At 52.5% G+C, this 23,264-nt stretch carries 20 protein-coding genes, 1 pseudogene and 1 other annotated feature; of the genes and pseudogenes, 8 read left to right on the top strand and 13 right to left on the bottom strand.

Annotated features, from left to right (window positions below):
- Positions 1-275: 275 nt before the first annotated feature.
- The gene (locus BS640_RS12080) at positions 276-1,304 is read left to right on the top strand and encodes a YrzE family protein (RefSeq protein ID WP_017493460.1); all 1,029 of its coding nucleotides are present in this window, start codon (positions 276-278) and stop codon (positions 1,302-1,304) included.
- A gap of 68 nt (positions 1,305-1,372) precedes the next feature.
- Here the strand turns inward: BS640_RS12080 and yciA are convergent, their stop codons facing one another.
- The 3 genes from yciA to BS640_RS12065 form a co-directional block, all read right to left on the bottom strand.
- Positions 1,373-1,813, bottom strand: coding sequence for an acyl-CoA thioester hydrolase YciA (gene yciA, locus BS640_RS12075; protein ID WP_017493459.1), 441 nt, complete (start codon positions 1,811-1,813; stop codon positions 1,373-1,375).
- A 78-nt stretch (positions 1,814-1,891) separates the two neighbouring features.
- A complete protein-coding gene (locus tag BS640_RS12070; protein ID WP_017493458.1) occupies positions 1,892-2,440 on the bottom strand; it encodes a septation protein A in 549 nt (182 codons plus the stop codon).
- Between the two features lie 256 nt (positions 2,441-2,696).
- Complete coding sequence (locus BS640_RS12065) at positions 2,697-3,449, bottom strand: YciC family protein (protein ID WP_084912644.1); 753 nt, start codon at positions 3,447-3,449, stop codon at positions 2,697-2,699.
- Positions 3,450-3,765: 316 nt separating this feature from the next.
- Between BS640_RS12065 and BS640_RS12060 the strand changes: the two genes are divergently transcribed.
- Positions 3,766-4,800 (top strand): glycosyltransferase family 9 protein, encoded by a 1,035-nt coding sequence (locus tag BS640_RS12060; protein WP_084912643.1) that lies wholly within the window; start codon positions 3,766-3,768, stop codon positions 4,798-4,800.
- Positions 4,801-4,872: 72 nt separating this feature from the next.
- Here the strand turns inward: BS640_RS12060 and BS640_RS12055 are convergent, their stop codons facing one another.
- Positions 4,873-5,241 (bottom strand): YkgJ family cysteine cluster protein, encoded by a 369-nt coding sequence (locus BS640_RS12055; RefSeq protein ID WP_017493454.1) that lies wholly within the window; start codon positions 5,239-5,241, stop codon positions 4,873-4,875.
- A gap of 282 nt (positions 5,242-5,523) precedes the next feature.
- Between BS640_RS12055 and ompW the strand changes: the two genes are divergently transcribed.
- Entirely contained in the window at positions 5,524-6,159 is a 636-nt protein-coding gene (ompW, locus tag BS640_RS12050; protein WP_017493453.1) for an outer membrane protein OmpW, read from the top strand.
- 82 nt (positions 6,160-6,241) lie between these two features.
- Here the strand turns inward: ompW and BS640_RS12045 are convergent, their stop codons facing one another.
- The 6 genes and pseudogenes from BS640_RS12045 to BS640_RS12015 form a co-directional block, all read right to left on the bottom strand.
- Positions 6,242-6,556: a BON domain-containing protein gene (locus BS640_RS12045; RefSeq protein ID WP_017493452.1), complete on the bottom strand. Its 315-nt coding sequence runs from the start codon at positions 6,554-6,556 to the stop codon at positions 6,242-6,244.
- A 236-nt stretch (positions 6,557-6,792) separates the two neighbouring features.
- Positions 6,793-7,599: a tryptophan synthase subunit alpha gene (trpA, locus tag BS640_RS12040; RefSeq protein WP_017493451.1), complete on the bottom strand. Its 807-nt coding sequence runs from the start codon at positions 7,597-7,599 to the stop codon at positions 6,793-6,795.
- Entirely contained in the window at positions 7,599-8,789 is a 1,191-nt protein-coding gene (gene trpB / locus BS640_RS12035; RefSeq protein ID WP_017493450.1) for a tryptophan synthase subunit beta, read from the bottom strand. The genes trpA and trpB overlap by 1 nt, the downstream gene beginning before the upstream one ends.
- Positions 8,790-8,813: 24 nt before the next feature.
- Positions 8,814-10,178, bottom strand: coding sequence for a bifunctional indole-3-glycerol-phosphate synthase TrpC/phosphoribosylanthranilate isomerase TrpF (gene trpCF, locus BS640_RS12030; RefSeq protein ID WP_084912642.1), 1,365 nt, complete (start codon positions 10,176-10,178; stop codon positions 8,814-8,816).
- 3 nt (positions 10,179-10,181) lie between these two features.
- Positions 10,182-11,786, bottom strand: a pseudogene (gene trpD / locus BS640_RS22255) (bifunctional anthranilate synthase glutamate amidotransferase component TrpG/anthranilate phosphoribosyltransferase TrpD).
- A gap of 1 nt (position 11,787) precedes the next feature.
- The gene (locus BS640_RS12015) at positions 11,788-13,350 is read right to left on the bottom strand and encodes an anthranilate synthase component 1 (protein WP_017493446.1); all 1,563 of its coding nucleotides are present in this window, start codon (positions 13,348-13,350) and stop codon (positions 11,788-11,790) included.
- 21 nt (positions 13,351-13,371) lie between these two features.
- Positions 13,372-13,473 (bottom strand) — a sequence feature (Trp leader region).
- Positions 13,474-13,763: 290 nt separating this feature from the next.
- Between BS640_RS12015 and rnm the strand changes: the two genes are divergently transcribed.
- The 3 genes from rnm (at position 13,764) to rluB (ending at position 16,790) form a co-directional block, all read left to right on the top strand.
- Positions 13,764-14,639: an RNase RNM gene (rnm, locus tag BS640_RS12010; RefSeq protein ID WP_084912640.1), complete on the top strand. Its 876-nt coding sequence runs from the start codon at positions 13,764-13,766 to the stop codon at positions 14,637-14,639.
- A 99-nt stretch (positions 14,640-14,738) separates the two neighbouring features.
- Complete coding sequence (locus tag BS640_RS12005) at positions 14,739-15,359, top strand: L-threonylcarbamoyladenylate synthase (RefSeq protein ID WP_017494284.1); 621 nt, start codon at positions 14,739-14,741, stop codon at positions 15,357-15,359.
- A 555-nt stretch (positions 15,360-15,914) separates the two neighbouring features.
- Positions 15,915-16,790: a 23S rRNA pseudouridine(2605) synthase RluB gene (gene rluB / locus BS640_RS12000; RefSeq protein WP_026110845.1), complete on the top strand. Its 876-nt coding sequence runs from the start codon at positions 15,915-15,917 to the stop codon at positions 16,788-16,790.
- Positions 16,791-16,858: 68 nt separating this feature from the next.
- Here rluB and cobO read toward each other — a convergent pair whose 3' ends face one another.
- Both cobO and BS640_RS11990 read right to left on the bottom strand, forming a co-directional pair.
- Positions 16,859-17,449 carry a cob(I)yrinic acid a,c-diamide adenosyltransferase gene (gene cobO / locus BS640_RS11995; RefSeq protein WP_017494286.1) on the bottom strand — a complete coding sequence of 197 codons (591 nt, stop codon included), beginning with the start codon at positions 17,447-17,449 and terminating at the stop codon, positions 16,859-16,861.
- Positions 17,450-17,463: 14 nt separating this feature from the next.
- On the bottom strand, positions 17,464-18,225 hold the full coding sequence (locus BS640_RS11990; RefSeq protein ID WP_017494287.1) for a YciK family oxidoreductase: 762 nt from the start codon (positions 18,223-18,225) through the stop codon (positions 17,464-17,466).
- Between the two features lie 366 nt (positions 18,226-18,591).
- Here BS640_RS11990 and sohB point away from each other — a divergent pair, with 366 nt between their 5' ends.
- Complete coding sequence (gene sohB, locus BS640_RS11985) at positions 18,592-19,635, top strand: protease SohB (RefSeq protein ID WP_084912639.1); 1,044 nt, start codon at positions 18,592-18,594, stop codon at positions 19,633-19,635.
- 114 nt (positions 19,636-19,749) lie between these two features.
- Here the strand turns inward: sohB and BS640_RS11980 are convergent, their stop codons facing one another.
- A complete protein-coding gene (locus BS640_RS11980) occupies positions 19,750-20,001 on the bottom strand; it encodes a YciN family protein (RefSeq protein ID WP_084912638.1) in 252 nt (83 codons plus the stop codon).
- A gap of 438 nt (positions 20,002-20,439) precedes the next feature.
- Here BS640_RS11980 and topA point away from each other — a divergent pair, with 438 nt between their 5' ends.
- Complete coding sequence (gene topA / locus BS640_RS11975) at positions 20,440-23,037, top strand: type I DNA topoisomerase (RefSeq protein WP_017493823.1); 2,598 nt, start codon at positions 20,440-20,442, stop codon at positions 23,035-23,037.
- Positions 23,038-23,264: the final 227 nt, after the last annotated feature.

Here is a 23,264-nt window from a genome sequence, read left to right as displayed (position 1 = left end):
GCCGGTTTTATCCCTTTTTTATTATTTCTGCGATCGCCCCTATTTTTAAACGCTGTTTTTTTGAACACACTCCTGTTTTATTGTCTATCCTCTAAAGGGTTAGCGGTAATTTGTTCTTATTATTTAAATTAAATAAGAATATACCCTTATCAAAGCCAGTGCTTTCATATGAATGATAATTGGTTGTCGCATATTTTCGTGACCCAGGTGGGTCATCGAGGGGACTTCTGTTGCCATCTATCACTTCATGTCATTAATTTATAGAGGAAATAATTATGACGCATAATGATCCCACGCTTTATTCATCACATGATGGAATAACTACCGAGGCCTATCGTCTCAATATTCGGCGGATTTCATGGGGGGCGGTATTTGCCGGCGTTATTCTCTCCATCGTGACCTATTTGCTGCTCTCGATGCTAGGCACCGCCATTGGTGCATCGACAATTGATCCACTCAAGGAGTCCAATCCGCTGGATGGACTGGGCACCGGTGCACTCATCTGGACGCTGGTCAACGTGCTACTTTCCTATGCGGTTGGTGGTTATTTCGCGGGGTATTTGGCAAGAAGAGAAGGGGCATTGCACGGTGTGCTGTCGTGGGGCGTCGTGACCCTAATTTCTGCTTATATTATTGCCACGCTGTTCGGTAGCGCACTCGGTGGCGCAATGAACGTCGCCGGCGAAGGCCTGAAAGCGGTTGGCAGCGGCATTGCTAGCGCGGTGCCACAGGCGGGAAGCTTGGTCAAGAATCAGCTCCAGCAGGCTAATATCAATCTCGATGACCTGCAGAATGAACTGACAACGACGCTGCGCCAGACGGGTAAACCAGAGCTTCAGCCTGAAAATCTGAAGGGCCAGGCACAGGGTGCAGCGGATCAGGCTATGCAGCAGGCGGGCAGTTCGCAGGCACCGGACCAGGATATTAAACAATGGCTAAGCGGCGTTATCTCGCGCGGTGACAGCACGCTGCAGGCGGCGGACCGCGACGCACTGAAAAATATCATTAAGGCGAGAACGGGTAAGTCGGATCAGGAAGCTGACCAAATCGTCGATAAAGCGCAGCAGGCGTATACGCAGGCCTATCAGAAATATCAGCAGTTAAAGGCAGACGCCGAGCAGAAAGCTCGTGAAGTGGCTGACAAGGCCGCGGCTCAGCTTTCAAAAGCCAGCTGGTTCGCCTTCGTCTTACTGGTGATCGGTGGGGTTATTGCCGGTTTTGCAGGAGTATGGGGTTTTCGTACCCAGCTGCATCACGTGGCGCATGAAGACAGAGCGCGCGTGAATCATAACGTGAAGCCGTAACGTAGAAATACGTCGCGGCCACACGGCTGGCCGCGACGTTCATTAAAAGAGTTGAGAACAAATGGCGGTTAGTCGTCCAGCGAACCTGCGGTTTCTACGCTGAAGTTGCTGCGACCTTCCGGCAATTGACGGGATTTCCCCTGATCGTCTACGGCAACGTAGGTAAATACCGCTTCGGTCGCGATATAGCGCTGGCCGATAGGCTCAGAAGAGACTTTCTTGACCCATACCTCGACATTGATAGTAATAGAGCTATTGCCGGTTTTAATACAGCGGGCATAACAACAAACCACATCACCTACGGCCACCGGTTTTAGGAAAGTCATGCCGTCAACGCGCACGGTAACCACACGTCCTTTGGCGATTTCCTTAGCCTGTATTGCGCCGCCCATATCCATCTGCGACATTAACCAGCCGCCGAAAATATCGCCGTTTGCATTGGTGTCTGCAGGCATAGCCAATGTGCGTAACACCATTTCGCCATTGGGTAACTTATGTTTATCGTTCATATCGATGGGCTTCACATTGAGAAATCTAAAGTTTAAGTCCCTAACCGAAGAGGAAAGGGACCTACGGCAGGTTTACGTCTATTTTTTTTCTTCTTTTTCTTCTTCAGGCATATGTCTGAAGATATATATGCCGCTTAACAGCGTGAATACCAGGGTCAGAACGGTAAGTCCGAATACTTTGAAGTTAACCCACACGTTTTCTGGCAACCAGAAGGCGACGTAAATATTCGCCAGACCGCAGAGCAGGAAGAAAATAGCCCATGCGACGTTCAGCTTGCCCCAAACCGCATCGGGCAACGTCAGCTCTTTACCCAGCATCCGCTGAATCAGCGGTTTCTTCAAAACCAATTGGCTAACGAGCAATGCGCCTGAGAACAGCACATAAATCACCGTCACTTTCCATTTAATGAACAGGTCATCATGGAATACCAACGTTAACGTACCGAAAACGGCGACCATAACAAAGGTAATAAGTGTCATTTTTTCCACTTTGCGGTATTTGATCCAGGTAATAATCAAAGCCAGCGCAGTGGCGGCAATCAGAGCACCCGATGCCACATAGATGTCGTAAAGCTTATAAAAAACAAAGAATACAATCAGGGGAAGAAAATCAAGGAGCTGCTTCATACTTCATTCCATATTTTAGGTAAGCCCTGACTATACCGGATCCTTTTCTGCCTTCAAAATGCGGCCCGTTTTTCATCCCGTACAGTAGAGCATTGTCGAATTTGGTGACTTTGCCACAGTTGTTATTCAAATGAGGCGTTTGTTTTCAGTTCGTTACATTATCCTGAGCGAAATCGGGTTTTTTATTCGCTGAAGACGAAATAAAGGGGCGTTTTTCGCCCCTTTTGACTCTTTCGACAATCTGTCTCGCCTGGCGTCAGGCGCGCAGTTTGGTGTAAAGGCGGAACAGATAAATCAGCAGATAGGCCGAAATGAGGTTGCTCACCGCGCTGAGCACTACGGTAGCCACTTCAGGACCCAAGAACTTCAAATGGCTGACGGCCAGTAATACCAGCATTTTTGCTGCCAACCACAGCATGATGGCAGGAACAATCAGGCGGCTGTTGGCAAAGGCCAGTTTGGCGCTCAATTTAATCGACTTGAAAACGCCTACCTTCTCCGTCGCCACAATAATCGGCGCGAATGAAACTGCGACCGCAATAATCAGACCGGGGACGATGAAAAGCGTCAAGCCAAGCTGCACAATCAGGGTACACAGGAACATCAGCAGCAGCACGCGCGGCAGCATAGGGGCTGAGGCACCGATAGAGCGCAGCGCGCTGGTGCGCACGCCTGACGAAACCTGCTGGATGAGCGTCATCAGACCGCCAACCAACAGCACGTTACCGACCAATGCCGAGAAGGTGGCTGCAGCAGATACTTTTAGCAGCACCATCTGTTGCTCAGGGGTCATCTGCTGAATGATTTCCTGAATGCTCATCCCTGCCGTGTCCGAGAGCGAGTCGCTACCGCTGGTGAGCAGGCTGAGTTGATCGCTGTCCGGTGTAAAAGCGTGATTCAAAATGACGGTAATAAATGCGGTCAACAGCGCCAGCAGCAAGATGCTGCCGAGTTGATTACGCAAAAAATTGAAACTGTCACGGTACAACGAACTGGCCGTGATAGGCATGAAGGCTCCTAAGGGTATCTATAATTTTTCCGAACCGCGATTGTACCTTGTAATGGTCTTGCTGGCACCCCGGCAATCGCTTGAGTGACGCTTCTTACGAACTCTTACTTTTGCTGGTTTAATGTACGCGCATTTTTTTCAGGAATTTGGGATTAAAAAGCGGATTTATAAGGATTAAATTGGAAGACAATTAATTCGAAAATAAATTCACTTTCAAGATAAATAAATGAAAATTCGCTCTTTTTGCGTAAAGAGTCTTGATTGTTTTTTTTAGCAAAACTAGGATGCAATGAGTTTATCTACCTTAGCAGCGAATATGAAAATTCTTTTGATTAGACGTGACAATATTGGCGATCTTATTTTAACAACGCCGCTGATTGCCACGCTTGCAGGGCAAAAAACGAACAAGCTTGATTTGCTGGTTAATACCTATAATAAAGATGTTCTGGAGGGGAACCCGCACATCGGTAAAGTCCACCTCTACTGCAAATCACATCACCGTAAACTCGGGCAAACCTTGCTTGGAGTCTATCTCGCTCGACTAAAAACCATCTTTTCGGTGCGTTTTGCACGTTATGACGTGGCCATCGTGGGCAGTTCCGACAAGCGGGCGCTAAAATGGGCCAAAATGTCGGGCGCGAAGCGCATTATTGCCATCGGCGATCACTGGCCTGACTGCGTGACGGATAAAATTCCTTCAGTGAAAGGACAGCATATTGTTGAATCACTGAATAAGCTGTCTCAACCTCTAGGTATTGACCAACTACCGGGGCCGCTCGAACTCTACGTCTCCGAGCCTGAAATTGCCAAGATGGCAGAAAAGTATGGCATTAAACGTGATAAGCCGGTCTATGGCGTGCAAATTAGCGCGCGTAAACCTCAGCAACGTTGGCAGGTCGAGAAGTTTATCGAGTTCACCCGCCGACTGTCGGCGCGTGAAGACTGCCAGATAGTGTTGTTCTGGTCTCCGGGCGCAGAGGACAACCCTGAGCATCCTGGCGATGATAGCAAAGCGCAGCGGATTATTGATGCTTGCGCAGACATCAACCTGATTGCACTGCCAACGCGCAGCATTCGTGAGTTAATGGCGGCGATGTCGCTTTGCGACCAAATAATCACCAGCGACGGTGGCGCACTGCATATTGCTGCTGGCGTACAAAAACCTGTGGTAGCGATGTTCGGTAACAGCGACGCTGTCTACTGGGGGCCGTGGAAGGTGCCGTGTGCGGTTATCAATGCGCCGTCTGAGGACGTCGGTCTGTTAGACGTTGACAGCGTTTATAGCCACTTCACCGCGCTGCGCGCGAGGGTGCTAGCGCCTGCTGAAGAGCGTGTACTGCTCACCGCCTGAAGCGATTATCGCATCTCATTAAAACGCCGGAAATTTCCGGCGTTTTTTTTGTCATCTCTTTCTGACCTCTGACTAAACGGCAAGTGTCGCCAGCGAGACGGCCTGCATTAATGGCGGTAAACCATAGCGTGCACGTGCGCGATCGCAGGCTTCGTTGGCAACGTCGTTGAGACCAGACTGGTCAAACTCACGGCAAGGCGTTGGACGGTTCAGATAGATGGAACAGGAAACCGATTTGCCAATTTCACCGTCAAGCGCCACACATCGCGGCGACTTGGGAACATTGGTGCCTTGCATACAGCTCAGGAAAGGGGTGACTTGCTCTGTTAACGCTTGCGGAACGACGCCGCCTGCCTCTTCAGATTCAGCCCAGTAAAAAGATACACGGAAATAGGCGCAACATGCGCCGCAGGACACGCAGGGATTATCAATATCGCTCATCTTGGAAGCTACCGAAAACGGAAACGTAAAACCAAAAACAAACTGTGAGAAAGCAAATTACGCGCTCCCGATTTTTTCCACAACTGATATTTCATTGCCAGTCGTAAAGATTAAAAAAAGCATTTTTTGATCCAGATCAATGCCTTTGTTATTAGTAAGTTAGAATCAATTTAACAATGTGCATTTACATCAGTTTTCATATAAAAACCTGACCTCGATACGGCTAAAACTTTGCGGAGTATGGCTAAATACCCGTAAATAACCACAACGAGGGAATGGATAATGAAAGCAGCACATTGGGCACTGCTCGCCGCAGCCGTTTTGCCAACGGTAGCCAGTGCCAATCAGGCCGGGGATGTAATTGTTCGCGTCGGTACCGCAACGGTAAGACCTTCGGCAAATTCGCCGAGCGTACTGGGTTCGCTGGGATCGTTTAATGCCAGCAACAACACCCAGATGGGCCTGACTTTAGGTTACATGTGGACTGATAACATCGGTACCGAACTGCTGGCCGCAACCCCTTTCAGGCATAAAATCGGCCTCAATGGAATGGGCGATATCGCCACCGTGCGTCAACTGCCGCCAACGCTGATGGCGCAGTATTATTTTGGTGATAAAGAAGACACACTGCGTCCGTATGTCGGCGTCGGCGTTAACTACACCACCTTCTATCATGCGCGCTTTAACGAAACCGGCTCCAATGCCGGACTGTCTGACCTGAGCATGAAACATTCGTGGGGTTGGGCGGGTCAGGCGGGGGTCGACTACAACATCAATCGCAACTGGCTGCTGAATGCCTCGGTCTGGTGGATGGACATCGACACCACCGCACGCTTCAAGGCGGGTGGCGAGCAACAGTCGGTGAGTACGCAGCTCAATCCATGGGTGTTCATGTTCGCCGTGGGTTACAAGTTCTAAGCACGGTTTTTAGCACGGCCTCGGCAAGCTAAAACAGAAAAGGCGTCTAAAGAGACGCCTTTCGTCTTACTGTATTAACGCATTATTTAATTTGGGTATCGTTCTCAACGGAACGCACGCCAGCAACGCCCTCCGTCACGACAACGGCTCTTTGAGCTTCAGACGCAGAGGTGACAAATCCGCTCAGCTGAACGCGACCCTTGAAGGTCTCAACGCTGATTTCACGCGACTTGATGTTTTTATCGGCCAGCAGGGCTGATTTAACCTTGGTGGTTACCACGGTGTCATCGATATATCCGCCGGTGCCTTCCTGTTTTGCCGTAGGTGCACAGGCTGCCAATGCGGTGACCACGACGGCTGCCATGCAAATTGCTGAAAGACTTTTTAATAGCTTCATAATTTTACTCTCCATGCATGTGTTATCAGAAACTAATAAACTCACCGTAATAAATACGCGCGATTTTTCTTATAAACCGACAAGTACCTGATTAAGCATAATAAACAATCAGTCAAATAAGTGTGGTTGAAAAGTGCGGGATAGACAATTTCAGCAGGTAAAAAAGTTAAAAACTTTGAAAAAAATAAAGCCCCGATCACAGCATGAACGGGGCTTTTTAACGCTAATGCTTGTGCTTAGCGGCGGGTGGCGGCCTTCATCTCTGAGACGAAGCGGGACAGCTGAGCGAGCATCTCGGCAGGATTATCCTGATTGTTTTCGATGATGCGCACGGTCGCTGAGCCTGAAATAGCTCCTGCCGCACCGGCAGCCAGCGTCTCTTTCACCTGTGAAGGTTCGGAAATACCGAAACCCTGTAGTGGCGGTGCCGCATTGTATTCACGCAGCTTGTCTACCAGATGATTGAGAGGCGTAATTGCGCGCTTCTCCGTGCCGGTTACGCCAGCGCGGGAAAGCAGATAGGTATATCCACGGCCGTGTGAGGCAATCTCACGCAGCAGGTTATCGCTCGCATTGGGTGGGCAGATGAAGATAGGTGCCACGCCGTGACGCATCGCAGCGGCTCGGAACGGCGCAGACTCTTCAAGCGGCACGTCTGCGACCAGCACAGAGTCCACGCCTGCCTTGGCGCATTTGGCATAAAACTCGTCGATGCCGTTATGGAACACCAGGTTGGCGTACATCAGCAGGCCCATCGGAATATCCGCATGCTTTTCGCGAATTTTAGCCAGCATGTCAAAGCAAATCGTAGGCGTTACGCCCGACGCGAAAGCGCGCAGGTTGGCATTCTGAATGGTCGGGCCGTCGGCCAGCGGGTCAGAGAACGGAATCCCCAGCTCCAGCGCGTCGGCACCGGCTTCAATCAAGGTATCGACAATCGCCAGAGACAGTTCGGGATTCGGGTCACCCAGCGTCACGAAGGGAACAAACGCGCCTTCGTTTTGGCTTTCTAAACGCTTGAAAAGTTGTTGATAGCGTTCCATCAGATTTCTCCCCGGGCAGTCAGGATGTCGTGAACGGTAAAGATGTCTTTATCACCGCGGCCAGAAAGGCTCACCACCAGGATCTGTTCTTTCTGCGGGTCTTGTTTAATCAGTTTCAATGCATAAGCCAGCGCGTGAGAAGACTCAAGCGCAGGAATAATCCCTTCGTGGCGCGACAGCGCCTTGAAGGCCTCCAGCGCTTCGTCGTCGGTAATCGACACATATTCGGCGCGGCCAATGCTGTTGAGATAGGCGTGCTGCGGTCCAACGGACGGGAAGTCCAGACCGGCAGAAATGGAGTAAGATTCCTCAATCTGGCCTTCATCGGTTTGCATCATCGGGGCTTTCATACCGAAGTAGATGCCGACCGGCGCATGCTTGAGTGGTGCACCGTGGTGGCCGGTTTCAATACCCAGCCCCGCAGGCTCGACGCCAATCAGCTTCACGGCGGTGTCGTCAATAAAGTCGGCAAACATACCGATAGCGTTGGAACCTCCGCCCACACAGGCAATAACGGCGTCAGGCAGACAACCTTCGCGCTCCTGCATCTGCGCCTTGGTTTCTTCACTGATCATGCGCTGGAATTCACGCACGATAGTGGGGTAAGGGTGCGGGCCTGCGGCGGTGCCCAGCATGTAGTGTGATTTCTCATAGCTGCCAGACCAGTCGCGCAGTGCCTCGTTGCACGCATCTTTCAGCGTTGCGGAGCCGCTGTGCACAGGGATGACTTCGGCACCCATCAAACGCATACGGAACACGTTCGGAGACTGACGTTCGACGTCTTTAGCGCCCATATAGATGCGGCATTTCAGGCCAAGCAGGGCGCAGGCCAGTGCGGACGCTACGCCGTGTTGACCGGCACCGGTTTCGGCGATAATTTCGGTTTTGCCCATGCGTTTTGCCAGCAGGGCCTGACCCAGCACCTGGTTGGTTTTATGCGCGCCGCCGTGCAGCAGGTCTTCGCGCTTCAGATACAGCTTGGTATTAGTACCTTCGGTCAGGTTTTTGCACAGCGTCAATGCGGTCGGACGGCCAGCATAGTTCTTCAGCAGGTCGATAAATTCTGCCTGAAATTCGGGGTCGCGCTGTGCGTTAACAAAGGCTTCTTCCAGTTGGATAAGCGCTGGCATCAGAATTTGCGGCACATACATGCCGCCAAATTCGCCGAAGTAGGGATTAAGTAAAGTCATGTTGTCTCTTCCTATAACACTCATTTAGTAAGCGCGTAGCGTCTGGAATACGGCAGTAATTTTGTCCGCATCTTTGATGCCAGGTTCGCTTTCAACACCTGAATTGAAATCCAGTCCGGCGCAGCCAAGTTGGGCTGCCTCTACGCAGTTGTCCGCGCCCAGGCCACCGGCCAGCAGCACGTTATCGAGCTTTTCACCCGCCAGCTTGCTCCAGTCAAAACGCTGGCCGGTGCCGCCTTTGCCGTTGTCGAGCACGTAGCGTTCAACGTGTTCGAGGTTGCGGGCCGGAATAGAATCTTTGACGCTCAGCGCTTTCCAGATTTGACAATTGTGCGGCAGAATTTCACGCAGATGATTGATGTAAGTCTGATCTTCATCACCGTGCAGCTGTACGGCAAACAGATTCAGCGTCTTGGCTTTCTCTGCCACCTCGGCTTTCTCCGCATCGCGGAACACACCCACGTATTTCAGCGGCGCTCCGCTCTGAACTTGTCGAGCCTGCGCGCTGTCTACAAAGCGCGGAGAGGCTGCAACGAAAATCAGTCCACCGTAGATGGCACCGGCCTGATAGGCGACGTTGGCGTCCTGGGGGCGAGTCAGTCCACAGACTTTATTTTCGCCGAGCAGCACGCGGCGTACCGCGCTGTTCAGGTTTGCTTCGGACATCAGCGCGCTGCCAATCAGGAAGCCATTGGCGAAACGGCTTAACTCACGAATTTGCGCGTAGTCGTTGATGCCAGACTCACTGATCACCGTCACGCCGTGCGGCACGCGGGGTGCCAGCTCGCGGGTACGGTTCAAATCGATAGACAGGTCGCGCAGGTCGCGGTTGTTGATGCCAACGACCTTGGCCTTCAGCTGCACCGCGCGTTCAAGTTCTTCTTCATTACTTGCTTCGGTCAGAACACCCATGTTCAGGCTGTGGGCCACGGCGGCGAGCTGGACATATTGCTCGTCGTCCAGAACCGACAGCATCAGCAGGATGGCATCTGCCTGATAGAAACGCGCCAGATGGATCTGATAAGGGTCGATGATAAAGTCTTTGCACAGCACCGGCTGAGTCACTTCGGCGCTCACCAGCGGCAGAAAATCAAAGCTGCCCTGAAAGTATTTCTCGTCGGTCAGGACAGAAATGGCGGAGGCGAAATTCTTGTAAACGCCTGCAATTTCAACCGGATCAAAATTATTGCGGAGGGTGCCTTTCGACGGAGAGGCTTTTTTGCATTCAAGAATAAAAGCGGTTCTGGCACCCTGTAGCGCGTGATAGAAGCTGCGCTGGCTTGGTTTGATTTCGTTCTGAAAACTGGCCAGGGGTTGCTGTTCTTTACGTGCCGCGACCCAAACTTCTTTATCGCGGACAATCTTGTGGAGCACGGTTTCCTGCTGCATCACTTATCCTCTTGCTGCCAATGCGGTAACGCGTCGGAAGGGTTCCCCGCTGCGCATTACTGCCAAAGCTTTTTGTGCGTTTTGTTTTAAATCTTCCTGCCCGAAAAGTCGCAATAACATGGCGACATTGGCGGCCACGGCCGCCTCGTGGGCAGGGTCACCTTTACCTTGTAACAAGCGTGCCAGAATGTCACGGTTTTCTTCTGGCTCGCCGCCGAGCAGGGCGGTTATCGGATAATTTTCCAAACCAAAGTCCTGTGGCGTCAGTTCATAGGTCTCGATTTCACCGTTTTTTAGTTCGGCAACCTGAGTCGGTGCGTGGATGGCTACCTCATCCATGCCGCCACCGTGTACCACGGCTGCACGCTCATAGCCCAGCGTGCGCAGTGTTTCGGCGATCGGGCGGACCAGCTCTGGGCTGTAGACGCCAATCAGCGCCAGAGGCGGTCTGGCCGGGTTAATCAATGGGCCCAAAACGTTAAACAGCGTGCGGGTCTTCAGCGCCTTACGGACCGGCATCGCGTGGCGAAAACCGGTGTGATACTGCGGCGCGAACAGGAAGCACACGCCAAGGTCGTCCAGCGCCGCGCGGGACTCGGCGGCGGGCATATCAAGACGAATACCGAACGCCGCCAGCAGATCGGAAGAACCCGAGCGACTTGAGACGCTGCGGTTGCCGTGCTTGGCGACGCGAGCGCCGCAGGCAGCGGCGACGAAGGCGCTGGCGGTCGAGATATTAATGCTGTTGGTGCCGTCACCGCCGGTTCCGACGATATCGGCAAACGCATAGTCTGGACGCGGAAATGGCTCGGCATCGGCCAGTAACGCCTGGGCGGCCCCGGCGATTTCAGCCGGCTGCTCGCCGCGCACTTTCATGCTGATCAGTGCAGCGGCCAGCTGCGCAGGCTCGAGCTCGCCCTTAACAATGGCGCTGAACAACGTTTGGCTCTCTTCCTGAGTCATCGGCTGTGCCTGGTAAAGGTTTTCCAGAATACCTGCAATTTTTTGCGTTTCCATGACGACTCCTTGTTACGCCAAAGCCCAGGCCAATGTCTGTTCCAGCAGACGGGCGCCCTGAGAAGTTAGAATTGATTCCGGGTGGAATTGGAAGCCGCACACGCGGTCTTCTTCATGGCGAACGGCCATCACCATGTCACCGAAGCGGGCGTTGACCGTCAGCCCATCGGGAATTTGGCTCCCGACCAATGAGTGATAGCGCGCTACTGGCAGCGGGTTGTTCATGCCTGCAAACATCCCTTCATTGTCGTGGGTAATCGAAGAGGCTTTACCGTGCAGGATTTCGCCTGCTTGCCCAACGTGACCGCCGTAGGTTTCAACAATCGCCTGATGGCCAAGGCAGATGCCGATAATCGGCAGCTGACCGCGCAGACGGCGCAGCAGTTCAGGCATGCAGCCCGCCTCTGATGGCGAACCAGGACCCGGTGACAGCAGCAGAACAGGCTTTTCCAACTGACTAAGCTTTTCGATGATGATCTCGGCCGGAATATGGTTACGGTAAATCACCACGTTGTGGCCGCTTGAGCGCAGCTGGTCTACCAGGTTGTAGGTAAAGGAGTCTACGTTGTCGAGAAGTAAAATATCGGCCATCTTAAAACACCTCTTTAACATGATGAGCTGTGGCGATGGCACGCAGCACGGCACGGGCTTTATTACGGGTTTCGTCGGCTTCTGCCTGCGGAACGGAGTCGAGCACGACGCCGCCGCCTGCCTGTACGGTGGCAACGCCGTCTTCAACGTAGGCAGAACGAATGACGATACAGGTATCAAGGTCGCCGTGAGCGGTGAAGTAGCCCACCGCGCCGCCGTAGCTGCCGCGGCGAGTGCCTTCAGACTCTGCAATCAGCTGCATGGCGCGTACTTTTGGTGCACCGGTCAACGTGCCCATATTCATTACCGCCTGATAGGCGTGCAGTACGTCGAGATCGGCACGCAGTGTGCCGACAACGCGAGAGACCAGATGCATCACGACGGAGTAACGGTCAACCTTGGTCAGGTCGGCGACGTAGCGGCTGCCTGGTTCACAGATGCGCGCCAGATCGTTGCGTGCCAGGTCAACCAGCATCAGGTGTTCGGCCAACTCTTTGTGGTCGGTACGCATTTCCAGCTCGATACGGCTGTCGAGGTCTGCATCAAGCGAACCATCGGCACGGCGGCCACGAGGACGGGTGCCTGCAATCGGATAAATTTCAATCTGACGGTTGGTCGCGTCATATTTCAGCGCGCTCTCAGGAGACGCACCGAACAGGGTGAAATCGTTGTCCTGCATGAAGAACATATAAGGACTTGGGTTGCTGTTTTTCAGCGTTTCATAGGCTGCCAGCGGTGCAGGGCAAGGCAGTGAGAAGCGGCGTGAAGGCACAACCTGGAAGATTTCACCGGCACGAATCGCCTCTTTCATCTGCTCGACCACGCCACCGAACACTTCATCGCTCTGATTGCAGCTGAGCTGCATGTCGTTCACGGTCTGGTGCGGAATAGTGTGTGGCGGCTGTTGCAGTTGATGTTGCAGCTGCTCAAGACGTTCGGTCAGGCGCTGTTTCTCTTCCTGGTCAGGCGTAAACAGGCTGGCCTGCAAACGGCTAGTGCGCTTCTGATGGTCGAGAACCAGCAGGGTTTCGGCCAAATAGAAGCAGAAGTCCGGACAGCGCTGATCGGCACGAAGCTGCGGAAGATCTTCGAATCCGGCCACCAGATCGTAGGCGAAGAGGCCACCGAGGAACATCGCCTCGCGCTCATCTTCCGGTGACTCCACCAAATTGAGCACGTTGCGCAGCGCGTCGAACACTGACTGAGAACGCAGGCGGGCATCTTCATCCTGAAGAGTGTCGATGACCGGGAAGGTCAGCTCGCGACCGTTTGGACGCGCCACGTTCTGCACATCGGCAGGCAGAGACGCATCGAGCAGCGGCAGCAGGGATGCACCGTTGGTCGTCAGCGCCTGGATATTGACGACGCGACCCAGTGCGGTGATGCGCAGCGCGCTGTCGACGATAAGCAGGCTCTTCAGGCTCTGCTTGGTATTGATTTCAGCACTCTCGAGCAGCAGCGTTGCAGGGCGAGCGCCGCACAGCTGGTGGAAAATTGCCGTAGGATCGCCACGGTGACTTCCTTGTGATGTCAGTAATTCTAATTTATATCGTTGATTACTCATGATTTTTCCTAAAATTTATCCACAAAAAAACCCGCAATGAGCGGGCTTCGGGTATCTGCAGCGTCTGATGACAGCTATGCGCGATTACACCGCCCGCGTTGGGGAGGCGCGCCACCAGCTGTTAGAAGAAGTCATGTTGGTTTTCATCATCAGTCACTCTAGTAAGTTGTGCTTGCCTGAATTCGGTTGTCACAGCGTGCTGTGAACTTGCGTACTAGTTAACTAGTTCATTGATGTAAAGTCAACCTCCTTTTTGACATTCTTTAGGCAAAAAGGGCGTTGTGCGCAAATCTGGGGCGGAGTTGCTCAAAAACCATGCTGTTCAGGCCAATAATCGAGATAGCGGTAACTCCACAAAGGCATCCGCGTTATGATAGGGACAGTTTTTTATAACCGGTCTTTCTGTAATTATTATGACATCCAGTTTATCCGACAATCCCGCATTCACCCTTTATGACCTGCACAGCCACACCACCGCCTCAGACGGCTACCTGACGCCCGAAGAACTGGTCAAGCGTGCGGTCGACATGCGCGTCGGCGTTTTAGCTATTACCGATCACGACAGCACCGAAGGGCTGGCTCGTGCAGCGGCGGCCATCGAGGCGCACAATCTGCCGCTTCAACTGATCAACGGCGTTGAAATTTCCACGCTATGGGAAAATCACGAGATCCATATTGTTGGTTTGCGCATCGACCCTGAGCATCCGGCGATGATTGCGTTGCTTGAGAATCAGGCGCGGTTGCGCGTCGAGCGTGCACAAGAGATAGGTCGCCGGCTGGCCAAGGCACGCATCGAAGGTGCATGGGAAGGCGCACTACGTCATGCACAGGGCGGGGCGGTTACGCGAGCTCACTTTGCGCGTTATCTGGTTGAAGTCGGTGCTGCCGAGAACATCGCTAAGGTGTTTAAAAAATACCTCGCCAAGGGCAATACCGGTTACGTTCCGCCACAGTGGTGTACAATAAAAGAAGCTATTGATGTTATTCATCAATCTGGTGGGCAGGCGGTCGTGGCACATCCAGGACGTTACGACCTGTCAACCAAGTGGTTAAAGCGCCTGCTTGCCTACTTTGCCGAGCAGGGCGGCGACGCGATGGAAGTCGCGCAGTGTCAGCAAGCGCCTCATGAGCGAGCGCAGCACGCCGCTTTTTCCCGAGATTATCATTTATTGGCGTCGCAGGGGTCTGATTTCCATCAGCCCTGCTCGTGGATTGAGCTGGGCCGCAAGCTTTGGTTACCGGCCAACGTCGAGGCCGTCTGGAAAGACTGGCCCGTCCTTCGTCCTTGAGGCTGCAACTGCATTGGCTGTACTCTATAACCGCCTTGTTGCAGCTCAAATGACATGGGATTGATAGCCCGGCGCCTTATTAAGTGAAGAGGATTTGCTATGAGTCAATATTTTTACGTTCACCCTGAGAACCCGCAGCCGCGATTGGTTAACCAGGCCGTCGACATGCTGCGTAAAGGCTGCGTGATTGTTTATCCGACCGACTCAGGCTATGCGCTGGGCTGCCGTCTGGAAGACAAGGCGTCTATGGAACGCATTTGCCGTATTCGTCAACTTGACGGCACGCACAACTTTACGCTGGTCTGCCGCGACTTGTCCGAACTGTCAACCTATGCCTATGTCGACAACACGGCTTTCCGGTTGATCAAAAATAATACCCCCGGCAATTACACGTTCATTCTCAAGGCGACCAAAGAAGTGCCACGCCGTCTGATGAACGACAAGCGCAAGACTATCGGGCTGCGCGTACCTTCCAATCCAATTGCGCTGGCGTTGCTTGACGTGCTTGGAGAACCGTTGATGTCGACCACCCTGATGCTGCCGGGTAATGACTTCGCCGAGTCGGACCCGGAAGAGATCAAGGACAACATCGGCAAGCTGGTGGACCTCATTCTTGACGGCGGTTCGATTGGCCAGCAGCCAACCACCGTTATTGACCTGACAGACTCTGTGCCAGAAGTGGTACGCGAAGGGGCTGGCGATCCTGTACCGTTCCGCTGAGTTATCGAAGCCAACGCAAAGATGCGTGAAAGTTAGCCGATTTGTTAGACAATCATAAGTACACTCGACTAATAAATGTGTATAATAGTCGGCTGACTTTTTACTAATGCTAAGTCACTGTATTCTAGTGGGTGGGTGATGTTATTCATCGCGCCATCCGCTCCCCCCGACGCCTGTGAAGGCGACAAAAGAGGCTGCTCAATGAGCGAGAAGTTTAATTCCAGTAAGCAAAAAAACGAAAAATATTCGTCTGACAAGCCGCGTTCTCAGCGCAGCGAGTCGGATAAGCCGCGCGGCAAAAAGCCGGGTGCGGATAAATCCCGTATTGAAACCGTTCGTGGTGGCAAGCCTGCCGCGGATAAATCCGGTGCCGATAAAGGTCGAACCGATAAGCCACGCGGTGACAAACCACGTAACGGTAAACCACAGGGCGACAAACCGCGCAGCAATAAGCCGCGTAACGAGTCCCTGGTGGTGAAAAAAGTCAGTGATGACGAAGCAGAAGAAGCGCCAAAGTACGAAAAGCCTAAAAACGCACGTGACGATGGCGATGGCCTGCAGAGCGAAAAGCTGCAAAAGGTATTAGCCCGTGCAGGTCACGGCTCTCGTCGTGAAGTTGAAGCGATGATTCAGGCTGGCCGCGTCAGCGTTGACGGTAAGATTTCCACCCTCGGCGATCGCGTTGAACTGACCGCAGGCACCAAAATCCGTCTCGATGGCCACGTGCTGTCGATTCTTGAAGCGGAAGACACTGTCTGCCGCGTGCTGGCGTACTACAAACCAGAAGGCGAACTCTGTACCCGCAGTGATCCTGAAGGTCGTCCGACCGTGTTCGACAGGCTGCCAAAAATGCGCGGTTCGCGCTGGGTTGCCGTGGGTCGTCTTGACGTCAACACTTCAGGTTTACTGCTGTTCACCACCGACGGTGAGCTGGCTAACCGCCTGATGCACCCAAGCCGCGAAGTTGAGCGCGAATACGCTGTGCGCGTGTTTGGCCAGATTGACGATGAGAAAATCAAACAGCTGAGCCGTGGCGTACAGCTGGAAGACGGTCCTGCCGCTTTCCGCACCATCAAATATCAGGGCGGTGAAGGCCTGAATCAGTGGTACAACGTGACTCTGACCGAAGGGCGTAACCGCGAAGTACGTCGTCTGTGGGAAGCCGTTGGCGTACAGGTTAGCCGTCTTATCCGCGTTCGCTACGGCGATCTTAACCTGCCTAAAGGCCTGCCTCGCGGCGGCTATAAAGAGCTGGATCTGCCGGACATCAACTACCTGCGTCAGCTGGTAGACATGACCGAAGAAACCGTGAGCAAGATGCCGGTTGAGCGCGATCGCCGCCGCGTGAAGGCGAATCAGATTCGCCGTGCGGTAAAACGCCATACTCAGGTTGCTCCTGCTCGTCGCAGCAGCGGTCCAGGCAAGCGCTGATCGACGTCAGCCAAAAAAAACCGCAGCCATTGTGCTGCGGTTTTTTTGTTTCGATAATCAGGCCCGGTCTACCAGTCGATACCCTGTTGGGCCATGATGCCTGCGTCGAAGGCGTGTTTGACGGGGCGTAGTTCGCTCACGGTATCGGCCAGTTCAAGCAGGTCGCGATGGCATCCACGGCCGGTGATGATAACCGTCTGGTGGGCAGGGCGTGCATTTAGCGCATCAATGACTTCTTGTAAATCCAGATAGCCAAAACTCAGCATGTAGGTCAGTTCGTCAAGCACGACTAAATCAAGCGAGCTATCGGCCAGCATGCGTTTACCGTGCTGCCAGACGGCCTGACACGCCAGCGTGTCCGTCTCTTTATTCTGAGTTTCCCAGGTAAAACCGGTGGCCATCACCTGAAATTCGACGCCGTGCGGCTCAAGCAGATTTCGCTCGCCGTTCGGCCATTCACCTTTGATAAACTGGATGACACCCGCGCGCAACCCATGGCCTACGGCGCGGGTAACGGTCCCGAAAGCGCCGGTCGTTTTACCTTTGCCGTTCCCCGTCAGCACGATAAGAATGCCGCGCGTTTCTTTTGCCGCCTCAATACGTGCATCGACCTGTTCTTTAAGCTTTTGTTGTCGCTGCTGGTGTCTGTCTGCGCTCATTGTTTTCGCCTGAATTATTCCGCAGGGCCGGCTTTACGGCCGGGCTGTGCGTCGAAACTGGTGCCGGTTTTCCGGCGGCTGTCGTCACCCATCAGATACAAGTAAAGTGGCATGATATCGGCAGGTGTTTTCAGTTTTTGGCTGTTTTCATCCGGGAATGCAGATGCCCGCATACTGGTGCGTGTTCCGCCCGGATTGATGCAGTTAACCCGCAGGTTGGTATGTTTGTACTCGTCTGCTAGCACCTGCATAAGCCCCTCGGTAGCGAACTTGGAGACGGAATAGGCGCCCCAACCGCTGCGGCCTTCGCGGCCCACGCTTGAGCTGGTAAAGACCAGCGATGAGCTGGCAGATTTCAATAATAGAGGCAACAGGCTCTGGGTCAGCATAAAGGCTGCGTTGACGTTTACCTGCATCACGTCGTGCCAGTCTTGCAGTTTGATGTCGCTGACCGGAACAATTTCACTCAACAAACCGGCGTTGTGCAGCACGCCGTCGAGGCGGGGAACCCATTCTGCGATACGGTCGGCCACGCGCTGGCAGTCTTCCTGCGAAGCATGCAGCAGGTCGAGCGTGAGGTACTCGGCAGGGTGCCAACCCTGTTGGGCAATCTCTTGCTGAACGCTAACCAGTTTGCTTTCGGTACGGCCAAGCAAAATAACCTGCGCACCGAAGCGGGCGTAGGTGAGTGCGGCTTCACGGCCGATACCATCGCCTGCACCGGTAACCAGAATAATACGTTGGCGAAGCAGGTCGGATTTAGGATGATAATGCACTGAATTTGTCCTCAAAGTGGCGTCAGGATGCGGTGGCAGAGGCCATCAACGCATCGAACCAACTCGTTTGCCGGGAGCAATAACCTCAACCGTGACCAAACGAATTGACAGAATAGATTTTGAAAATGGGTGAATAATTGCAGTTATATGCCTTAAATGGACATGACTTTCAATGATTAACCCAAGATTGCGCAGATCATTTGTAACAAAAATGAACTCCAGCCGCACCATGTTTAGAAAATTTAACGCATTATTGGGATAAAAGCGGTGTCTCTTTGTTTCGAGCACGGTTTGGCACAAGACTCATCGACGGCGATTGTCTAGAATGGGCGTCGTATCTTATCAGAATGTGAAAAGGCGGTATCTGTGGATTTACTTTCTCTGTATGGGCTGTTTTTAGCCAAGATAGTCACCGTCGTGGTGGCCATTGGCGCACTGATTGTGCTGGTCATTGGGCTGCGTCACCGTAAATCGTCGGGTAAGGGGGAGCTACGCCTGACCGACCTGGGTGAAGAATATCGCGAAATGCAGCGCGAAATGCGCACCGCCCGCCTGAGTCCGGCAGAACAAAAACTTAGCCTTAAAGCGTTTAAAAAGCAGGAAAAAGCCGACGCTAAAGCGAAAAAGCAGCAGGCAAAAACCGGTACTACGTCCAGCAAACCCTGTTTGTATGTCATTGATTTTAAAGGCAGCATGGACGCACATGAAGTCACCTCTCTGCGTGAAGAGATCTCGGCGGTACTGGCGGTGGCAACTCCACAGGATGAAGTCTTATTGCGCCTCGAAAGTCCGGGCGGCGTGGTGCACGGTTATGGTCTGGCGGCATCTCAGCTTGTTCGTCTGCGTCAGGCGGGGATTCGCCTGACCGTTGCGGTCGACAAAGTTGCAGCCAGCGGCGGTTACATGATGGCCTGCGTCGCTGACCGTATCGTGGCAGCACCGTTCGCCATCATCGGCTCGATTGGCGTCGTGGCACAGATCCCTAACTTCAGCCGTTTGCTGAAGAAAAACGATATCGACGTTGAGCTACACACTGCCGGTCAATATAAGCGCACCTTAACGCTGTTTGGTGAAAACACCGATGAAGGGCGTGAAAAGTTCCGCGAAGATTTAAACGAAACGCACGTGTTGTTTAAAGAGTTCGTGCACGAGAATCGTCCCTCTCTGGACATCGATTCTGTGGCAACCGGTGAGCACTGGTTCGGTACGCAGGCTCGTGAAAAAGGCCTGATTGACGCGGTGGGTACCAGCGACGATCTGCTGATTGCCGAAATGCAGAACCACGAGGTTATCTCAGTACGTTACGCACGTCGTAAACGTATGATGGACAGGTTCACCGGCAGTGCAGCAGAGAGCGCCGATCGTCTATTTTTACGCTGGTTGCAGCGAAGCGAAAAGCCGCTGTTGTAAATTTTCTAAAAGGGACTTCGGTCCCTTTTTTAATCTCAAAAAATTCGTTTTTCTATTAACTCACGGTCTAACTCTTTTTAATTAATAACCGCATCTTTTCGCCTAAAAAAGAAACTATTTTACCAGGTGGTATTTATCTGAAAAAAGATGGGCCAAATGTTTAAACATATTAAACACTGCGGGGGTTTTAGCGGTCGGTAATCCTTGTTCGTCGAGGAAGAATTCTCCGCTAAAAACCAACACATCGCCTTTTTGTTCGACTTCTGTTGCTATCATTCCCGGTAGATAATGTTCATGCTGGCGGATTGCTTTATTTGCTTCTATAAGTAGTGCTTCAGAAGTTATTGCCGCTGTGCTCGTGTGCATAAAAAGTGTTCCCCACTATAATCATTGGCGTAATTGTAATCCCGCAGCGGACAAGACCGCAATCGGTGTGTGGACATCTTCACTCAGCGTTGAACATATAATGTTCAGCTTGGCAGAAAGCGCATTTACGTGCTAATTAGGTTGCGTGGCAAATTTTATCAGGTAGAGTGTGGGATTTTCTGGCATCGGGTGGAATGATTTGTTTACGCTCGAAGGTTGTTTTAGACCATGATTGCGGTTTCCTTACCATCGTTCTGGCTCTTAACTCATTAAAATTCATGAGATTGCCCCTCTGGAGGACGATTGGATAGGCTGAGAGAAAAAAATAGTTGATCTCCTGACTCACTGCCGCAATATAAAAAAAGACATTAAATGTGCCGCGGCATAAACAAGACAAAATCTTCTTTCCGAGAAGAATAATTTAGGTAAAAGGTAATTATGGGCAAAGCTCTCGTAATAGTTGAGTCCCCGGCAAAAGCCAAAACGATTAATAAATATTTAGGAAATGACTACGTGGTTAAGTCCAGCGTGGGTCATATCCGCGATTTACCAACCAGTGGCTCTGCGAGTAAAAAAAGCGCTGACTCAACCGAAGAAAAAACAAAGAAAAAAGTAAAAAAGGATGAGAAAACCGCGCTGGTTAATCGTATGGGCGTCGATCCGTATCACGGATGGGCTGCGCAGTATGAAATATTGCCAGGTAAAGAAAAGGTTGTCGCTGAGTTAAAATCTCTCGCAGAAAAAGCCGACCACATCTATCTCGCAACCGACCTTGACCGCGAAGGGGAAGCCATTGCATGGCACCTGCGGGAAGTGATTGGGGGTGACGATAAACGCTTTAGCCGCGTTGTTTTTAATGAAATAACCAAGAATGCCATTCAACAGGCATTCGAACAGCCGGGTGAGCTAAATATTGCCCGCGTTAATGCCCAGCAGGCGCGTCGTTTCATGGACCGCGTTGTGGGTTACATGGTTTCTCCGCTGCTGTGGAAAAAGATTGCCCGTGGGCTCTCGGCTGGGCGCGTTCAGTCCGTTGCCGTACGTCTGGTGGTCGAACGTGAAAAAGAGATCAAAGCCTTTGTTCCTGAAGAGTATTGGGAGCTGCACGCCGATCTGCAGTCGAAAGAGAATATCGCTCTGCAGATGGAGGTGACGCATCACCTCGAGAAAGCGTTTAAGCCGGTTAACCGTGAGCAGACTCACGCCGCCGTCGCACTGCTCGAAAAAGCGCGCTACGACGTCGTTGACCGCGAAGACAAACCGACCAGCAGTAAGCCGGGTGCACCTTTTATTACTTCTACGCTGCAACAGGCGGCGAGCACCCGTCTGAGCTTTGGCGTGAAGAAAACCATGATGATGGCCCAGCGTCTGTATGAAGCCGGTCATATTACCTACATGCGTACCGACTCCACCAACCTGAGTCAGGATGCAGTAGAAATGGTGCGCGGCTACATCAACGATAATTTCGGTGAGAAATACCTGCCGAAAACTGCTAACCAATACAGCAACAAAGAAAATTCTCAGGAAGCACACGAAGCGATTCGTCCTTCCGACGTCAACGTGGTTTCCGAGCAGTTGAAAGACATGGAAGCGGACGCCCAGCGTTTGTATCAGCTGATCTGGCGTCAGTTCGTCGCCTGTCAGATGGTGCCAGCACAGTATGACTCCACCACGCTGACCGTGAAAGCCGGCGACTATTCGCTGCGTGCTAAAGGTCGTACCTTGCGCTTTGACGGCTGGACCCACGTGATGCCTGCGCTACGCAAGGGCGATGAAGACCGCACGCTGCCGCCTATCGAAGTCGGAAGTACGCTTGAGCTGCAACAGCTGCTGCCAACGCAACACTTCACCAAGCCGCCAGCGCGTTTCAGCGAAGCGTCGCTGGTTAAAGAGTTAGAAAAACGCGGTATTGGCCGTCCGTCCACCTATGCGTCGATCATTTCGACCATTCAGGACAGGGGCTATGTGCACGTCGAGAATCGCCGTTTCTATGCCGAGAAAATGGGTGAGATAGTTACCGATCGTCTGGAAGATAACTTCCGCGAACTGATGAACTATGACTTCACCGCGCGCATGGAAGACGGTCTTGATGAGGTCGCCAACAATAAGGCCGAGTGGAAAGGCGTACTGGATGACTTCTTCACCCAGTTCAGCCAGCAGCTTGAAATCGCCGAAAAAGATCCGGAAGAGGGCGGAATGCGCCCGAACCAGATGGTGATGACCAGCATCGACTGCCCGACCTGTGGCCGTCCGATGGGCATCCGTACCGCGACCACTGGCGTGTTCCTCGGCTGTTCCGGCTATGCGTTGCCGCCGAAAGAGCGCTGTAAGACCACCATTAACCTGGTGCCGGAATCTGAAGTTCTCAACGTTCTCGAAGGGGACGACGCTGAAACCAACGCCCTGCGCGCCCGCCGCCGCTGCACCAAGTGTGGTACTGCGATGGACAGCTACCTGATTGATACCAATCGCAAGCTGCACGTCTGCGGTAACAACCCGGCCTGCGATGGTTACGAAATCGAAGAAGGCGAGTTCCGCATCAAGGGTTACGACGGTCCGGTTGTCGAGTGCGACAAGTGTGGTTCCGAAATGCACCTGAAAATGGGCCGTTTCGGTAAATACATGGGCTGTACCAACGAGACCTGTAAGAACACTCGCAAGATCCTGCGTAACGGTGATGTTGCACCGCCGAAGGAAGATCCGGTGCCTCTGCCAGAACTGCCTTGTGAAAAATCCGATGCGTATTTCGTTCTGCGTGACGGTGCTGCCGGCGTGTTCCTGGCGGCCAATACCTTCCCTAAATCGCGCGAAACGCGTGCGCCTTTAGTCGAAGAGTTGCTGCGCTTCAAAGACCGTTTGCCTGAAAAACTGAGCTACCTGGCCGATGCGCCGGTCGCCGACCCAGAAGGTAATAAGTCGATGGTGCGCTTCAGCCGGAAGACTAAGCAGCAATACGTGTCTTCTGAGAAAGACGGTAAAGCGACAGGCTGGACGGCGTTCTTCGTTGACGGCAAGTGGGTGGAAGGCAAAAAGTAAGTCTTAACGGCTTTCTGACCTGCGAATCATAAAAACCAGCCTTAATGGCTGGTTTTTTTATTGTAATAAGGCCAATCACCGTTAGACTTTATTGCCGAAGCGGCATTGCACTCAGCATCATAAAGAAATCTTGAGTTTTTTATAATCAGGTGCGAGACAAAATCAATTGATAAATGATATTGTTGTTATATAAAATACTGTTTTTATGCATTATTAGAATGAGTTGG

It is taken from the genome of Rouxiella badensis (assembly GCF_002093665.1).
In the GTDB taxonomy this organism is placed as follows: domain Bacteria; phylum Pseudomonadota; class Gammaproteobacteria; order Enterobacterales; family Enterobacteriaceae; genus Rouxiella; species Rouxiella badensis.
The sequence above is the reverse complement of the archived record's forward strand: the minus strand, read 5'-3'. Positions and strand labels throughout refer to the sequence as shown.

Coding starts and splice junctions, on each gene's coding strand:
- cobO (WP_017494286.1), bottom strand. CDS start 17,449: ATGAGCGCAGACAGACACCAGCAGCGACAACAAAAGCTTAAAGAACAG.
- trpA (WP_017493451.1), bottom strand. CDS start 7,599: ATGGAACGCTATCAACAACTTTTCAAGCGTTTAGAAAGCCAAAACGAA.
- BS640_RS12060 (WP_084912643.1), top strand. CDS start 3,766: ATGAAAATTCTTTTGATTAGACGTGACAATATTGGCGATCTTATTTTA.
- rnm (WP_084912640.1), top strand. CDS start 13,764: ATGACATCCAGTTTATCCGACAATCCCGCATTCACCCTTTATGACCTG.
- BS640_RS12045 (WP_017493452.1), bottom strand. CDS start 6,556: ATGAAGCTATTAAAAAGTCTTTCAGCAATTTGCATGGCAGCCGTCGTG.
- ompW (WP_017493453.1), top strand. CDS start 5,524: ATGAAAGCAGCACATTGGGCACTGCTCGCCGCAGCCGTTTTGCCAACG.
- BS640_RS11980 (WP_084912638.1), bottom strand. CDS start 20,001: ATGCACACGAGCACAGCGGCAATAACTTCTGAAGCACTACTTATAGAA.
- trpB (WP_017493450.1), bottom strand. CDS start 8,789: ATGACTTTACTTAATCCCTACTTCGGCGAATTTGGCGGCATGTATGTG.
- BS640_RS12005 (WP_017494284.1), top strand. CDS start 14,739: ATGAGTCAATATTTTTACGTTCACCCTGAGAACCCGCAGCCGCGATTG.
- yciA (WP_017493459.1), bottom strand. CDS start 1,813: ATGAACGATAAACATAAGTTACCCAATGGCGAAATGGTGTTACGCACA.
- trpCF (WP_084912642.1), bottom strand. CDS start 10,178: ATGCAGCAGGAAACCGTGCTCCACAAGATTGTCCGCGATAAAGAAGTT.
- BS640_RS12015 (WP_017493446.1), bottom strand. CDS start 13,350: ATGAGTAATCAACGATATAAATTAGAATTACTGACATCACAAGGAAGT.
- BS640_RS12070 (WP_017493458.1), bottom strand. CDS start 2,440: ATGAAGCAGCTCCTTGATTTTCTTCCCCTGATTGTATTCTTTGTTTTT.
- BS640_RS12080 (WP_017493460.1), top strand. CDS start 276: ATGACGCATAATGATCCCACGCTTTATTCATCACATGATGGAATAACT.
- BS640_RS12065 (WP_084912644.1), bottom strand. CDS start 3,449: ATGCCTATCACGGCCAGTTCGTTGTACCGTGACAGTTTCAATTTTTTG.
- BS640_RS12055 (WP_017493454.1), bottom strand. CDS start 5,241: ATGAGCGATATTGATAATCCCTGCGTGTCCTGCGGCGCATGTTGCGCC.
- topA (WP_017493823.1), top strand. CDS start 20,440: ATGGGCAAAGCTCTCGTAATAGTTGAGTCCCCGGCAAAAGCCAAAACG.